This window comes from Streptomyces sp. NPDC007088 (assembly GCF_042869355.1).
In the GTDB taxonomy this organism is placed as follows: Bacteria; Actinomycetota; Actinomycetes; order Streptomycetales; family Streptomycetaceae; genus Streptomyces.
The window spans coordinates 39,933-54,658 of the sequence record NZ_JBIAFO010000021.1; the positions used below are offsets into that span (position 1 = coordinate 39,933).

General features: G+C 72.4%; 14 protein-coding genes. 6 read left to right on the forward strand and 8 right to left on the reverse strand.

The window, feature by feature from the left end; all coding sequences use genetic code 11:
- Nucleotides 1-432: 432 nt before the first annotated feature.
- A complete protein-coding gene (locus ACFYMP_RS26680) occupies nucleotides 433-801 on the reverse strand; it encodes a hypothetical protein (protein ID WP_388862250.1) in 369 nt (122 codons plus the stop codon).
- Nucleotides 802-1,162: 361 nt separating this feature from the next.
- On the opposite strand from ACFYMP_RS26680, the gene ACFYMP_RS26685 reads away from it, so the two are divergent.
- Both ACFYMP_RS26685 and ACFYMP_RS26690 read left to right on the forward strand, forming a co-directional pair.
- Nucleotides 1,163-1,774, forward strand: a complete 612-nt coding sequence (locus ACFYMP_RS26685; RefSeq protein WP_388862252.1) for a GPP34 family phosphoprotein — start codon at nucleotides 1,163-1,165, stop codon at nucleotides 1,772-1,774.
- A gap of 502 nt (nucleotides 1,775-2,276) precedes the next feature.
- Entirely contained in the window at nucleotides 2,277-3,113 is an 837-nt protein-coding gene (locus tag ACFYMP_RS26690; RefSeq protein ID WP_388862254.1) for a maleylpyruvate isomerase N-terminal domain-containing protein, read from the forward strand.
- A gap of 66 nt (nucleotides 3,114-3,179) precedes the next feature.
- Here ACFYMP_RS26690 and ACFYMP_RS26695 read toward each other — a convergent pair whose 3' ends face one another.
- Nucleotides 3,180-3,770 carry a DUF308 domain-containing protein gene (locus tag ACFYMP_RS26695; protein WP_388862255.1) on the reverse strand — a complete coding sequence of 197 codons (591 nt, stop codon included), beginning with the start codon at nucleotides 3,768-3,770 and terminating at the stop codon, nucleotides 3,180-3,182.
- Between the two features lie 53 nt (nucleotides 3,771-3,823).
- Nucleotides 3,824-5,401: a tannase/feruloyl esterase family alpha/beta hydrolase gene (locus ACFYMP_RS26700; protein WP_388862257.1), complete on the reverse strand. Its 1,578-nt coding sequence runs from the start codon at nucleotides 5,399-5,401 to the stop codon at nucleotides 3,824-3,826.
- A 561-nt stretch (nucleotides 5,402-5,962) separates the two neighbouring features.
- Here ACFYMP_RS26700 and ACFYMP_RS26705 point away from each other — a divergent pair.
- A complete protein-coding gene (locus ACFYMP_RS26705) occupies nucleotides 5,963-6,499 on the forward strand; it encodes a GMC oxidoreductase (protein ID WP_388862259.1) in 537 nt (178 codons plus the stop codon).
- Between the two features lie 201 nt (nucleotides 6,500-6,700).
- Here the strand turns inward: ACFYMP_RS26705 and ACFYMP_RS26710 are convergent, their stop codons facing one another.
- Nucleotides 6,701-7,618 (reverse strand): TIGR03619 family F420-dependent LLM class oxidoreductase, encoded by a 918-nt coding sequence (locus tag ACFYMP_RS26710; protein WP_388862316.1) that lies wholly within the window; start codon nucleotides 7,616-7,618, stop codon nucleotides 6,701-6,703.
- Nucleotides 7,619-7,951: 333 nt separating this feature from the next.
- A complete protein-coding gene (locus ACFYMP_RS26715) occupies nucleotides 7,952-8,530 on the reverse strand; it encodes a TetR/AcrR family transcriptional regulator (RefSeq protein WP_388862261.1) in 579 nt (192 codons plus the stop codon).
- Between the two features lie 291 nt (nucleotides 8,531-8,821).
- Here ACFYMP_RS26715 and ACFYMP_RS26720 point away from each other — a divergent pair, with 291 nt between their 5' ends.
- The gene (locus tag ACFYMP_RS26720; RefSeq protein WP_388862263.1) at nucleotides 8,822-10,051 is read left to right on the forward strand and encodes an acyl-CoA dehydrogenase family protein; all 1,230 of its coding nucleotides are present in this window, start codon (nucleotides 8,822-8,824) and stop codon (nucleotides 10,049-10,051) included.
- Nucleotides 10,052-10,145: 94 nt separating this feature from the next.
- On the opposite strand, the gene ACFYMP_RS26725 is transcribed toward ACFYMP_RS26720, so the two are convergent.
- Entirely contained in the window at nucleotides 10,146-10,355 is a 210-nt protein-coding gene (locus ACFYMP_RS26725; protein ID WP_388862265.1) for a hypothetical protein, read from the reverse strand.
- Nucleotides 10,356-10,946: 591 nt separating this feature from the next.
- Between ACFYMP_RS26725 and ACFYMP_RS26730 the strand changes: the two genes are divergently transcribed.
- Entirely contained in the window at nucleotides 10,947-11,996 is a 1,050-nt protein-coding gene (locus ACFYMP_RS26730; RefSeq protein WP_388862267.1) for an alpha/beta fold hydrolase, read from the forward strand.
- 282 nt (nucleotides 11,997-12,278) lie between these two features.
- On the opposite strand, the gene ACFYMP_RS26735 is transcribed toward ACFYMP_RS26730, so the two are convergent.
- Both ACFYMP_RS26735 and ACFYMP_RS26740 read right to left on the reverse strand, forming a co-directional pair.
- Complete coding sequence (locus ACFYMP_RS26735) at nucleotides 12,279-12,473, reverse strand: hypothetical protein (RefSeq protein ID WP_388862269.1); 195 nt, start codon at nucleotides 12,471-12,473, stop codon at nucleotides 12,279-12,281.
- 506 nt (nucleotides 12,474-12,979) lie between these two features.
- Nucleotides 12,980-13,567 (reverse strand): TetR/AcrR family transcriptional regulator, encoded by a 588-nt coding sequence (locus ACFYMP_RS26740; protein WP_388862271.1) that lies wholly within the window; start codon nucleotides 13,565-13,567, stop codon nucleotides 12,980-12,982.
- 70 nt (nucleotides 13,568-13,637) lie between these two features.
- On the opposite strand from ACFYMP_RS26740, the gene ACFYMP_RS26745 reads away from it, so the two are divergent.
- Nucleotides 13,638-14,531: an NADP-dependent oxidoreductase gene (locus ACFYMP_RS26745; RefSeq protein ID WP_388862273.1), complete on the forward strand. Its 894-nt coding sequence runs from the start codon at nucleotides 13,638-13,640 to the stop codon at nucleotides 14,529-14,531.
- The last annotated feature ends 195 nt before the right edge of the window (nucleotides 14,532-14,726 follow it).

A 14,726-nucleotide genomic window follows, 5' to 3' on the forward strand; every position in this document is an offset into this window, starting at 1 on the left:
GCTTGCAGGCGCCGTTCGAACTCGGCGCGAAGATGGCCGCAGGCGCGGTTTCCATAGAACGCGATGCGGTCGACTCCTGCCTCTTGGCCGAGGGTCTTGACGTCGCACTTCCCGCCGGGCGGGACCTCTCCGCGCGGGAGCCGGTCAACGCGGACCTGATGCGGTTCTCGTTCTCGGCCCGCTGGGCTGCCGAGATCCTCATGCTGACTTCTCGCCATTGTTCGCGCCGGAGGCCGCATCGATCTCCGCGACCACGCGGGCTGCCCGGTCGAAGTCGGTTCGCAGCCGGGTGCGTTCGGCCTTGCGAGTGGTGCCGAGCCGGCCGAGGAAGAACTGGGTCCGCTCGGCGTGTTCAGCCCGGACAGGCCGGTGGCAGGGGGGTGGGTGGCCTGTGCGCAGCAGGCCGAGTCACACATCCCCATCGGTGGCCGGTCAGCCGTCGGGGTCCCGGCCGGCTTCAGGCAGAGGGCCGGGTGCGGGTCGGTGAACCAGCAGTAGTTGGCCGGGCCTAGATGGAGTGGTGGCGACGCTGATGTGCTCGAGATGGGTCTTGGTGGCCAGGACGCCGCCGGGCCGGTAGGCCATCTCCCGCGCGAGTGCTCTTCGCAGCATCCGGAGGTTCGCTGGTCCTGCCGGGAGGCAGGCGAGTCCGAGCCTGCCCGCGGCGTCGGAGTTGACCCGCTTCCGGAACCACTTGCAGCGGACGCCGAAGGCGAACCGCCCGAACAGCGGGGCGCCGTCCGCCGGTGTCGCGTGGAGGAGTTCGGCCAGGGCGATCGCCCGATGGACCGGCTCGATCACGACTTACTGGTCCGCGGCCCCTCCCAGCGGCTGGCCTTTGACGACTTTGCTGGCGATTCGGTATCGGACCAGGCGCGGGACCAGTTCCTCGGGCGGTCGGCGGCAGCCCCGGCGGAGTTCCATCAGCTCGCTCACGCGCATGCCCGAGGCGGCCTCGAATGGCGGTGATCGTGGCGGTGCGGTGGTGGCATGGGGGACTTGTTTGACGGGCGTGTCTGGCCACGCCCTCGCGTGTTCCGTTGCGGGTCGTTCTCCGGCCGGGCCACGTACGCTGATGGCCATGTGACTCGTTCAGTCTCGTCCCCGCTCCTGACAGCCGGTCCCCTCGGTGCCGGCCCCGACATTTGGACGTGCAGCCCTCATGACCACACCGCGGCACCTTCTCGTGATCAGCATGGACGCGGCCGACGACCACCCCGTCCGGTCCGGTGAGCTGTCACTCGCGCTGGCCGGAGCCGAACTGATCGACCTGTTCCGGGCCGGCGCGGTGGAGGTACGTGAGGACCGCGTCGTGCCCGCTCGCCCTTCGGCGCCGGCCGACGGGATGCTGGAGCGGGCCTTCGCGTCGCTACGCCGGGAGGAGCCGTACGAGTCGGTCGGTGACTGGCTGTGGCGCCGGGGGGAGGGGCTTGCTGATGCCTACACGGCCGACTTCGAGGCAGCGGGGCTGCTGACCAGGCGGCGGCGCCGCGGACATCCCTTCCAGGCCGGTGATCTGGTGCTGGAGAATTCGGCTGTCCGCAGCGAGGCGGCGCGGTCGTGGTCCTCAGCGGACCCGGTGCTGGTGACCCTCGCGACGACCGTGGGTGTCCCCGGTGATCGGGTCCAGGAAGCACCCTCAGTCACCGATGACACGGTGGCGTCCATTCTGGCCGGTGTCGGTGACGCCACACTGGAGCTGGAGGCGGAGCGGCAGCGCAGGGACATCGAGCGGAAGGCGTTCGACAACGTCTGGCGCGGCCCCGGACTGTGACGCCCGCGTCACACGCGTCCCGGCATCACCGGACACCGGCCCGTTCCAGGGGTTAAGGGCCTGGGGTGACGTGATGCTGGTCGCGTACGGGTACGCGGTCTCGTGTCCCCTTCGCTGAGCGCAGCCGCCGTGTGGTGACGGCGTCGGCGTTCTGGGTCAGGAGGCCCACGCCGCGCGGGCGTGCCAGGAGCAGAGGGGCCTGCGACTCGCGCGCGCGGTCCAACTGGCGTCGCCTCGCGGCCAGTAGGGCCGGATAGGCCCTGCTGTGGTGGGCGAACAGCACGTGTCCGTGGGACGTCGTCAGGTCGGGCTCGCTGCGTCTCGCGAAGCCCTCCGCCCGCGAGTCATCCGTTCACGCGTCGTCCGCCCGCGGGTTTCCGGCGGCGCGCCTTCTGTTCGCGGTTCGCCCGTTCGCAGGTCTCCCCGTAGGTGCCTGCGGGGGCGAGGATGTGCGGGAGGACGGCGCGGTCGTCGCGCCCCTCGGAGGTGTGGAGGATTCCCTATGGCGTCCGGTGCGGTACCCGGCAGGGTTCTCGACGAGCTGAGGGGTTACAGCGGAGGGCCGTTCGCCGTCGTCGACGCGTTCGTCAGCCAGCGCGCCCGTTTCCTGGGTTTCGCGCGGGGTCTCGTCGGCGCGGCGTGGGGCTCGGCCACCCGGTGTGCGGAGTGGAACGTCCACGACGTGGTGCGGCATGTCCGCGACGTGGCCTCGCTGCACGTGTTCCAGCTCGGTGGCCCTCCACCCGGTTTCCCTCTCACGCGGGAGTTCGATCCGGTGGTGACGCCGAAGCGGTGGCTGGAGGCTTCGTCCGGAGAGAGCCCGTCGGACACCATGCGGGAGTTGACCCGGCTGGTGCGGGAGGAGGAGCGCCTGCTGCGGGCCAAGGCGGGGGCGGATCCCGGGGAGGCGGCGGTAGGGCCGCTCGGGCGAACCCTCGACTGGTCGGTGGCCTCGGCCCACACGTTCTGGGACGCGTGGATGCACGAACGGGATGTCGTGCTGCCCCGAGGCCAGCTGGTGGAGTGCCCGGTCCACGAGACGCGACTGGCCACGATGTACGGACTGCTGTGCGCCGCCGCCCCGGCGAGCCGACGGGAGGACTACGTGCACACCCGCCTTCGGCTGGAGGGCGGCGCCGACGGTGCCTACGTCCTGACGGCGGTCGACGGCGTCCTGCGCGTGCTGGGGACTCCGGGCGACGGGTCGGAGGAGCTGACGGGTGCGGTGGGCGCGACGCTGGACAGCCTTGCCGGTCGCGGCCCGGACCTGGCGGAGGTCCTGGACGGCTCCTCCCCCGCCGTCGAGCAACTCTCGCTCCTGCGAAGAAGGGTGACCTGAAGGGCGGCCCGGACGCGTCGCGACCCGCGCCCCGAAGGGTGCGGGTCAGGACGGGCCGAAAGGCGGTCAGGCGGTACGGACCCGCGGCTGACGGGCCTTCTGGGCGAGCAGGGCGGCCTGGGCGAGGAAGAAGACGCCCCCGCCGGTGGCGTACACGGACAGGACGTCGAGGGTCGGGGCGTCGCCCGCGGCCTGGACGCCGTAGAAGATGCCGACGACGAAGGACAGGCCGCCCGCGATCAGCATCGGCCACTGCGTGCCCAGCTCGGGGCCGCGCCGCCGCAGGCCGACCACCGTCTGGGCCGCTCCGGACAGCGCGGCCCAGGCCCCGAACACGCCGAGCACCGTGGCGAAGGAGCCGGCGCCCGCGATGCCGACGGCGAGGGCGGCGAGGGCGCTCAGCACCGCGTTGAACGCCGTGACCCGGCGTTCGGGGCCGTACGGCAGGGCGCGGTGGTCGATCAGTGAGGACACCGCGTCGATCAACGGGTAGAGGACGAGCAGGGTGATCGCCGGGCCGTCGAGGCGGTCATGGGCTCCGGCGAAGACCGCGGCCCAGACCACGGCCAGGACGCCGCGGCTCAGGTACAGCCTCAGCAGGGGGGAGCGTTCACCGTTCGCGGTGGGCGTCCCGGTCGTCAGGGTGCGCGCGGTCATCAGGAACCGGCCTTTCCGGGGGGAGGGAGGTGTGGTGGGAGTTTGTGGGCTGGTCAGCGCCGGTGAGCGGTGACGCAGCGGAAGCTGTCGGCCGCGGTGGGGTCGCCGTGGCCGCTGTAGCGGGACACCAGGGGGTAGCGGCACAGGTCTCGGGTGAGCGTCCGGCCGGTGGAGTCGGTGAGGTCGGCGGTGAGGGTGGCGGGTGCCTTGCCCTGCTCGACCCACTTGGTCAGGGCCGTCAGGTCACCGCTCTGGCCCTTGAGTCCGCAGTGGCTGGTGCCGGGGGCGAGGTAGAGACGGTAGAAGTCGTCGACCCTCCGCGGTCCGCCCATCGTGCGCTCGACGCGCTCGCGGTAGTCCACGGTGCCCTGGGTGGGGATGAACTGGTCGGACTGGCCGTGGTAGGTGAGGAGCTTGCCGCCCGACTCGCGGAAGGCCGACAGGTCCGGGTCGTCCGTGCCGATGATCTCGTCGTACTCGGCCTGGGACTTCTTGAACGCCTGGGCGAACTGACGGTAGGTCAGCTTGGCGGTGTCGAGGCCGGGCTGCTTCTCCACCCACTTCGCGGTCCAGTCGTCCGGGACGCTGAAGGGCCTGGGACCGGCGAGGCCGTGGGGAAGATCGGCGCCGACCGGCACGCCGTACCAGAGCTTCTCCCCCGAGCCGCCGCGCGGGCCGTCCCAGATCTTGCGTACCACGGCCGCGTCGGCCGCCGTGACGGTCTCCTCCTCGCCCTCGCACAGGACCTTCGTACCGATCAGCCGGCGCGGGTCGTAGTCGCAGCGCGCGGCGTCCGAGACCAGGCCGTCCCTGGCGCCGTCGAGCGGGTCGCAGGCCTGGATCGCGGCCTCGGTGAAGAGGTTGAACTCGCAGTCGGTGGGGCGGGTTTTCTCCTCGTTCATCACGACCTGCGGCCACAGCGTCGCGACCTCGAACTCGTCCCAGTTGATGGCTGGCGCGTTGGCGAGGATGCCGTCGTAGTCGTCGGGGTGGCGTTGGGCCTCCATGTACCCCTGCCGTCCGCCGGTCGAGCATCCGTTGAAGTAGGAGTAGGTGGCGGCCCTGCCGTAGACCGCGTCGACCAGTGCCTTGCCGACGATCGCCGTCTCGTGCTGGGAGCGCTCGGCGAAGTTCTTCAGCAGCCCGGTGTTGACCTCGCCCTTGCTGTTCAGCGCCCAGTCGCTGTCGATGGCGTCACCGACGCCCGCGTCGGTGGTCGCCGCGGCATACCCCTCCTTGACCGCCGTGGCCAGCCCGGGGTTGTTGTCCCCGGCGGCGAAGGCCGCGCCGCCGAACGCCTGGAAGCGGCCGTTCCAGTGTGTTTCCGGCAGCCAGGTGCGCACCTTGGCGTGGTCACCGGCGCCCGGGTGGGTGAGGGTGACCGTCACCTCGCAGTAGGCCGGGACGTCGAGGACCTGGCCCCCCAGGACTCCGGTCCCGTTCACGGTCCCTCCGGCCTGGCGGGTCGCCGTCACGGACTCCACCTTGGTGCCGGGCGGGGCCTTCACGGAGACGGCCGAGCAGTTGAGGGGTGCGGCGGCGGAGCCCTCGCCGGCCGCCGAGGCGGTCGGCAGGTACACCGCCGCCGCCAGCGGCACACCGGCCGCGAGAACGGTCAGAAGTCGTTTCATGACTTTCCTCTTCCGAGAAGTTGCGTGTCTGCCCGGAGACACAGGACTGGGCACCGCGACAGGGCGGACGGCTCGGCCGGTCGACGCGGGTAGGGCTCTGGTGCGACTCCCGCCGCACGCCCGCGACTTGGGTTCCCCCGGTTTTCGCCCGGCGACGGGTGACGACATGCCGTTCTCACCCGAAGCCCTCTGCCGCCTCGGGGTGACGGGAAAAGACTGACACGGCTAACCGTCACCGGTCAAGCAGGTGACGGTTAGCCGGAGTCGTCGGTCCCGGGGCGGCCTGTGCCAGGCGTGCGGCGTTCGCGGCGCTTGCGCGCGATGAGATGTCCCCCGACGTGCCGGACGATGGAGCGCCACTCGTAGAGAGCGAGGCGCGCTCCGCCTCCGAGGCGGGACTGACACCACTCACTTCGCCCAGTCACCGGGCACGGCCGGTCTGTCAGCTGACGGTCAGTCCCCGCCGTCGGGACCTCGGTGGCCGCTCTCCGGCCCTGCGGCGCAGGTACGCCGCGGGGTCGTCCGCCGCGGTCGGCCGGGAGCGCGCCACGTCGGCGCCCGGTGTGCGGAACCCGGCACACGGGTGCCGTCCTCGGCTCAGTACCGTCCGGTCGCCCCGGTGACGAACGACTTCACCGCCGGCGTCTCCCCTCCGCGGCCGGCCTTGGCACGCTCAGGATCACCTCGGCCGATCCGTATGCCCCACCACCCCTGATCCATCCCGCTACTTCGCCGGCGAGGGGGACGTACGGGTGGTACTCGCGGGTATTACGGCGGCTGGTGGGATCGCCTGCTCCCCGGCGCTCGCCGACTGGGGCGTCGAGGAGGTCAGCACGGGGTTCGACGCCGTGGACGAGCAGTCGACCAGCGCTCGTGCCCGCACACACTTCGGTTCGTACTGCTCGTACTGCCCCCGTCGGCGCCTGCGCCCTGGGCGAGGACGGGACGTCTGTCGCCGAGTCCGTGCCGCGCGTGCCCGGACTCGACGGTCCGCGTGTCGCCGACGCGTCGGTCATCCCCTCGATCCCGGCCGACAGCACCGACGCCACGGTCCACACGATCGCCGGACGCGCCGCCGACCTGCCGTGCCGCATCTGACCGCGCCGTGGGCAGCGCGCGAGGGCCGTTCCGCCGACGGGCGGGCCCGCCCCGGGGCCCGGGTCCTTCTCGGGTTCCCTCCGGGCACCCGGTGCCCGCTCGGTCGTACGGACGCGTCCTCGCGACGGTGAGGCGCCCGGTGCGGATACGCGCGTGCGGGCGCCGGTGTCCGGGGCGCGTACCCGGGTGGGGCGTCGTCCGTCAGCCCGCGCGGACGCCCGTGAGGAACCGTCCGGCCAGGTCGGTGCTCTCGTCGAGCGTGGTGGTCCGCTGCCCGAAGTCCACGAAGAGTTCGTGCACACCGGCCTCGGCCGCGGCCCGCGCGTAGTCGATGTACTGCTGGAGCGTTCCCCGCCGCGGTACCTCGTCGGGACCGGTCCCGGTGTCGGTCAGTCCGACGTTGACGCGCAGGGCCATCCGCAGGGCGGCGGGGTCGCGCTCCGCCGCCTCGGCCTCCCGCACGACGGTGGCCCACATGCCCAGGAGGTTCGGCAGTGGCATGGCCGCCGGGAGCCAGCCGTCGAGGCGCCGTCCGATACGTCGCAGGCCCCGGGGTGTGAAGGCCGCCAGCAGGACGGGGGGTCCGGGCCGCTGGTGTGGCTTCAGCCCGACCTTGGTCTCGGGGATGGTGAACAACGGCCCGTCGTGGGCGTAGACATCACTGGTCCAGTACCCCCGCAGGATGTCGAGCGTCTCGTCGAGCCGCGCGCCGCGGCCCTTCCAGGGCACGCCGACCGCGGTGTACTCCTCGGGCATCCAGCCGAGCCCGAGGCCGACGTCGAGGCGTCCGGCGCTGAGCAGGTCGAGGGTGGTCAGCGACCGGGCGAGCATGAGCGGCGGCAGCCACAGTCCGTTCAGCGTGCTCGTTCCGAGCCGGACGCGGGTGGTGTGGGCCGCGGCGAACGTCAGCGCCACCAGGGGGTCCAGGTGGTTCTCGTAGGCCCGGGGCATCACACCGTCCTCGCCCGGATAGGGCACGCTCGGTGTGGCCGGGGCCAGCACGCGGTCCCCGCTCCACAGGGAGTCGTATCCCATTTCCTCGGCGGCGCGGCTGACGCCGGCGATCGCCTCCGGCCCCGCTTCGGGACCGAACGTGGGGAGGGCCAGACCTATGCGCATATGCATGTTCTCCCTGTACCAGGCCGGCAGAGGTGCCGCTCATCCGGGGGCTCAGCCGACCGACCGTGTCCTGTACCGCACGACTATATGCAGGCGGGTGGTGTTGGGACCCGCCCCGCGGACAGGGGGACACCCAGCGGTGCCCTCGACGCCGGTGGGCTGCACGGTGTCGGCCGGTTCGGTCTTGTGGACGGTCAGTTGGGTGGCGGTGGCGCGTGTGTCGGCGCTTGTGCTCACGCATCCGAGCGCGGTGGGCGCCCGTTGACGCTTGGCGTCGTCAACCGGGCGCGGGGCGAGGGCGGTCACACGGTCAGGTGAACACCGCGGGGCTCGTCAGGGGCGCAGGGCCTGGAGTGTCAGTTCGCCGTACCGGCGCCACAGCGCGGGTTCCCGTTCGGCGATCCCGATCAGCTGGACCGCCGAGCCGCACAGCACCACGCGCAGGTCGCGGGTCGTGGCGTCGGCGCGCACCTTTCCGGTGGTCTTGGCCGCCTCCATGAGGTCCGAGAGCTGGGTCAGCAGGCCGGAGGTGCCCCTGAACCCGGCGTCGGCGAGCACCTCGGACAGCAGCCGGTCGTCGGCGAGGCTCTCGAAGAGCAGGAGTACGTAGTCGCTGAACGCCCGGTACGGGTCCGACTGGGACAGCGCGGGAGCGGTGATTTTGTGGAGCCGGGCCAGCCGGTGTTCCACGGCGGCTGCCACGAGGTCTTCCTTCGTGGGGTAGCTGCGGTAGACGGTCGCCTTGCCCACTTCCGCCCGTTCGGCGATCTGGGGAACGGTGCCCTTGAGGCCGGCCTCCTGGAAGACGGCGAGCGCCGCCGCGAACACGCGCTCGTGGTTGCGACGGGCGTCGGCGCGGCGCCGGGGTGGGCCGGACACGGCGGGGCTCGGGCTCGTCTCCACGGGTTTCACTCACCCATTGTGCCCACTGGCCGCCTCCGCGGTGCCGCCCTGCGCCGTGTGACACCGCCCTGTGCCGCGGCGAACTGCCCTGCCACCCGGAAGAGACCTCCCTGTACCCGGAAGGGCCCCGCGGATGTCGGCCGGGCACGTTCGCAGCCGTTTCGTAGCTTGTGGGAAAGGTCCGGCTCGTTCCGGGCAGGCCGGGCCTGTTCCGGGACTGTGAACCTTTTGCTCTGCTGGTTCCGTCTATCCGGAGACAGCAAGCGGATCATCAGATCCGAATGATCGGCTGGAGCGTTGATGAACCGGTTGAACGATCCGCAGGACAACACCCCGCCCCTCGACTCGGCCTCTTCGCTCGTCGAGGCGGCCCGCGCCCTGTCCCCCGTACTGCTCCGCGAGGCCGACGAGGCGGAGCGGGAGAGCCGGCTCACCGCTGAGGCGACGCGGGCGCTGCGGCTCGCCGGCATGTTCCGGCTCGGCGTGCCCCGGAGCCTGGGCGGTCACGAACTCCCCCTCACCGCCTGCGTCGACGTCCTGGCCGAACTCGGCCAGTCCTGCCCGTCCAGCGCCTGGGTCGTCATGCTCTCCTACGGGGCCCAGCAGATCGCCGCCTCCTTCGGCGAACAGGCCCGCCTCGATCTGTGGGGCGACGGTGCGGACGTACCGATGTGCGGGGTGTTCGGCAGCGCGGGGGTCACCGCGGAGCCGGTCGAGGGCGGGCTTCTGGTCTTCGGCCGGTGGTCGTGGGCGTCCGGCTGCCGACAGGCCGAGTGGGGGGTGTTCGGAGTGCCTCTGGCCCGCTCCGGGGCGCGAGGGACCGAGCCGGGGGCCGGTCCCGGGACCCGGCCGGGGGTCGCGCTCCTGCCGATGAGCCGTCTGGCCGTCGAGGCGACGTGGGACATGGCGGGCATGCGCGGTACCGGCAGCGACACCGTCGTGGCCGACGGCGTCTTCGTCCCGCACCACAGGACCCGGCCCTTCGCCGAGGTGGTGGCGCACGAGGAGCGGGCCTGCGAGCCGCTGTACCGGGTCCCGCCGGGGTCCCTGACGCTGACGACCGCGGCGCCGCTGCTCGGGGCCGCCCGCGCCGTCCTGCGTACGACCCTGGAGTCCGTCGAGCGCGGCAAGCCGATGGCCATGTCCCTCCATCCGCGCCTGGCCGACTCCCCCAGTGTCCAGGCGGCGCTCGCCGACGCGACCACTCTGATCGATTCCGCCTCCCTGCACCTCGCGCGCTCCGCCGCGGCGGTCGACGCGGCGGCGGCCTCACCGGCCGCCCCGTCCCTCCTGGACCGGGCACGGGTGCGCATGGACGTGGGACACGCCTGCACGTGTCTGCTCCAGGCGGTACGACTGCTGCTGACGGTGAACGGGGCGAGTGGTTTCTCGCGGGCCAGGGCCGTCCAGCGCTACTGGCGCGACCTGGAGACGGCGGCCCGGCACCCGACCCTGAACCCCGGCCTCGCCCGGGAGATGTACGGCCGCGCTCTGGTGGGCGACCAGCGGCCCGTCAGCCCGATGGTGTGACAGCGGTGCCCGCCCGCTCCGACACGATGTGCCCGCGCGTCCTCCGGCGCTGGGTCGCGAGGTCCCACGCGTCCCCGCCCCGGACGCGGCTCGTTCAGCGTTCCCTCGCGCACGCGTGGACGCCGAGGGTGCCCAGCCGGCCCAGGACGTGCCCGGGGACCGCGCGCCATCCGCACTCGACGACCAAGGACTGGCCCCGGTCCGCGAACGCCTTCAGCTCGCTCACGGCCACGGAGTCGCCGTACAGCCGGTACCCGGCGCGGGTCACGGGGCCGGGCACCGTCCGGTCCTCCTGCCTCGACATCAGCAGTAGCGGCCCGCGCGCCGCCTTGCCGACGTCCGCGAAGGCGGCCGGGGCGGCGGACGGTGTCCGCGAGGCCGAGGTCGGTGCGCGGGCGGCGCGGCGCGGGCACCACAGAGCGCTCGAAGAGCCGAGCCCGTCGGACTCGTGCGGTCCGGCCGTGTCGGCGAAGACGTGTGCCGGGAGCGTTCGCGCGGCAGGGACACGAGCCCGTACCCGCTCACCGCGGTCCCCGGGGTCCGGGGGCGGGCGGCCGGGGCCGTTGTGTCTGTAGTGGTCCGCGCACGTGTCCAGGCCGATCCTGCCGAGGGGGCCCCGGCCGCGGTTCTCGTTATGCGGACCTCGGTGTCGTCCAGGTGTGCCCGACGCCCCGTACGGACCACGGGCGGGCTACGGCGTGGCTGCGACTCGACTCCTACGGCACGACGGACCGGGCGACACGCTCCGGCGGACGCACGCCGCACGGGGTCACACCCCGGCACACTGCGGGGGCTCCCGGAGCGGACCGGCGCTCCCGGCTCCCGCTTCCGGTACAGGCCCCTCGCACCGATGCCCCTGCCCACACCAGTTCACCCGCACGACGAAAGGCTTCAGATGATCAACAGGCGTACCTTCAGCAAGGCCGTCGGCCTGGCCACGGGCGCGGCGGTCTCACTGACGGGCCCGGCCTCCGCCGCCCCGGGGAAGGGTGGCGCAGGGCCGGCCCCTGCCGTGCCCGCCGTGACACCCGGCTCCCACACGTCCTTCAGCAGGCTGAAGCAGGTCAGGGCCGGTCTGCTGGACGTCGGCTACGCGGAGGCGGGCCCCGCGCACGGCCCCGTGGTCGTCTGCCTGCACGGCTGGCCCTACGACATCCACAGTTTCGTCGACGTGGCCCCGCTGCTGGCCGACCTGGGCTACCGCGTCATCGTCCCGTACCTGCGCGGGCACGGCACGACGCGCTTCCTCTCCCCACGGACCTTCCGCAACGCGCAGCAGTCGGCGATCGCGCTCGACGTCATCGCCCTGATGGACGCGCTCAAGATCGAGAAGGCCGTACTCGCCGGCTTCGACTGGGGCTCGCGCACCGCCGACATCCTGGCCGCGCTGTGGCCCGGACGGGTCAGGGCGCTGGTGTCGGTCAGCGGCTACCTCGTCACCGACGTCGAGGCCCAGAAGTCCCCGCTGGCCCCGGCGGCCGAGCACACGTGGTGGTACCAGTACTACTTCGCCACCGAGCGCGGCCGCAGCGCCATGGAGAGCGACGAGTACCGGCCCGAGCTGTGCCGGCTGGTCTGGGACACCGTCTCTCCGACCTGGGACTTCGACGAGGCCACCTTCCAGCGCACGGCGAGGGCGTTCGAGAACCCGGACTACCCCGCCGTCGTCATCCACAACTACCGCTGGCGCCTGGGTCTGGCCGACGGTGAACGGCGTTACGACCGCTACGAGAAGCGGCTGGCCGCGCGGCCCTTCGTCACGGTGCCCACCGTGACCCTGGACGCCGAGCGCGACCCCTTCACACCGGCCGGCGACGGCAGTTCCTACCGTGACCGGTTCACCGGCGCGTACGAGCACCGGACGCTGGAGGGTATCGGCCACAACCTGCCGCAGGAGGCGCCCACCGCCTTCGCCCAGGCCGTCGTCGACGCCGACCGACTCTGAGGCCCGCCACTCCCGTAAGGCTTCGAGCGCGACGACGGCCGGGCGGACGCCACCGCGCGGTAGCCGGCCGCTCGCCGCGGCAACCACCAAGGCGAGAGACCTCCCGGCCAGCCCTTGGCCCCGGCTCTGCCTCTCCGGCGTCACCGGACGGTGCAAGCGATGAAGACGGCCCTGGCCGACCTCGTCCGCCCCACCGCGCGGGACATCTGCCGGTGTGACCTTTCCGGCCGGCCGGAAAGGTCACACCTGGCGGCTGGGACCAGTCCGTCGGGTGTGAGCCTGTCAGAGGCTCAGGTCCAGGGCCAGGCAGGAGAAGTGGTTCCACGAAGCCTCCGGGTTGTACCGGTTGCCCGTCCCGTCGTCCGGCGTGGCTACCTTCGCCTCGCTCATGTCCTCGTAGCGGATCCGCTCCGGCAGCGTGCCGAACCTGGCGTGACGTACCGCTGCGGCGTTGTCGATGGTTCCTTCGGTGTTCACCGTGAGCCTCCGCTCCATCGGTGGCGGGCTGGCCGCCCTGTTCCGTGACATCCAGCATGTACACACTCCCGTCACCTGTCAAGGCGGTGACGCATTTGCGCGCGTGAGGAGTTGGTACGTCCGGCGTGTCTGCTACGCGGGGCCCGTTCCGCGCGGAGCCCCCACGGACCGTGCGGCGGCGGCGCTGACCGCCGAGGGGCCGGGGGCGGCCCTCGGCCCCGCCGTGGGCGGTGGGGCGGCGCTCACCGGTTCGGGACCGGTGAACCGCCCCGATCCTGACCAGTGGCCGCTACGTCCGGACGGCCGGCCGCCCGCGGGGCCTGGGCGACTCCGTTCCGGCGCGTCACCGTCGACAGGGTGCCCTGGACCGCCTCCGCCACTTCGCGACACGCACCTGGGGGCTGAGCGATTCGACTCTCAGCGCCCGCGGCGCGGGGCAGGCCGCGGGGGCTGTACCGCGAGCCTCCTACGGGCACGCGCACCCGTCCATGTAAAGGAGTAGCGGCTCACGCACGCTCAGAGAGGGTGGCTACGTCCCAGGCGGCCTCGATCATCCGGAAGATCTCGTCCACCGCGGCCTCCGGCTCGTCCGCCGCGCGGGCCAGCGCGAAGGCGTCGATCACGAAGGCCGCGATCGCCCGGCAGGCCGTGGTGGACAGTGACAGGCCGGGATCGGCGGCGACGGCCGCCGCCAGTGACTCCGCGTGGCGCAGCCTCATCGACTTCTCGTACCCCCGCAGGGCGGGCGAGGTGTCGATCATGTGCCAGATCGGGGCGGCACCGTCCGCCGTGCAGTGCCGTACCAGGGCGTGGATCTCCCTTCGCAGCGCGGGGATGAGCGGCTCGTGGGGCGTCCGGCCGGTGACCGCCCGAGTGAGACGTTGCTCGAAGTTCTCGTCCTGCTCGAACACCAGGGCCTCTTTCGAGGCGAAGTGGGAGAAGAGCGTGGTGACGGCCACATCGGCCTCGGCGGCGACTTCTCGGATACCCACGGCGTCGTACCCGCGTTCCAGGAAGAGCCGCAGGGCGGCGTCGGCGATCTTCTGGCGGGTCGCGGCCTTCTTGCGCTCGCGGCGTCCGGGCGGCACGGTCATGCCCTGACCCTATCAGGTACGAATCAACAACAGGTTCAAAAGGCTAACGGTTAGTGCTACGGTCCACCGCATGAAGAAAGTGAGCTTCGCCGAGTTCGGCGGTCCAGATGTTCTGCACCTCATCGATGCCGAGGAGCCCCACGCGGGTCCCGGTCAGGTACGTGTCGCCGTGCGGGCGGCGGGGGTGAACCCCGTCGACTGGAGGGTCCGCGAGGGCCAGGTCCTCGCGGCACATCCGCTTCACCTGCCCGCCGGAGTGGGGCTGGACGCCGCCGGGGTGGTGGACGAGATCGGTGCGGGCGTCGAGGACGTCGCAGTCGGCGACCGGGTGTTCGGCGAAGGGTCCAGCACGTATGCCGAGTTCGCCGTCCTGACGGCCTGGGCCCGTATGCCCGAGGGCCTGTCCTTCGAAGAGGCCGCCGGATACCCGTCCGTCGTGGAGACGGCGCTGCGCCTGCTCCGTGAGGTCGGTGTACGGGCCGGACAGACACTGCTGGTCAGCGGTGCGTCCGGCGGGGTCGGATCGGCGGTGCTGCAGATCGCCCGCGAGCGCGGCGTCACGGTGATCGGCACCGCCGGGGCGGCGAACCAGGACTATCTGCGCGGCCTGGGCGCCCTCGCCACGACCTACGGGGAGGGCTGGGTGGAGCGGGTGCGGCGGCTCGGCAGGGTGGACGCGGCGCTCGACCTGGCCGGCTCGGGCGTGATCCGTGAACTCGTCGAGCTGACCGGAGACCCGCGGACGGTGATCTCCATCGCCGATCTCGGCGCACCGGAACTCGGTGTCCGGTTCTCCGGCGTGGCCGGGAGCGTGCCGGACGCGCTCGCCGAGGCCGCGGAACTCATCTCACGGGGAAAGCTCCACATCCCGGTCGAGAAGTCGTACCCGCTCGCCGAGGCCGCGGCGGCACACATCGACAGCCAGGCCGGTCACACGCGCGGGCGCCGGGTCATGGTCGTCTGAGCCGTTCGCGGACCCCGCTCCCCCTCCGCGGCCGGGGCGCTCGCGGCACCTGAAGCGGACGGGCCGGCGCCCGATCGGCCCGTCCACCACCTCGTCACTTCCCGGTCCGTGCGTCCGACGGGGCCGCACCGTCGTGCGCGCGGCCGGGAGGGGCCTGCGCTACGTGCCGGTCGCGCTGTCCGCCGGGGGCTGCCC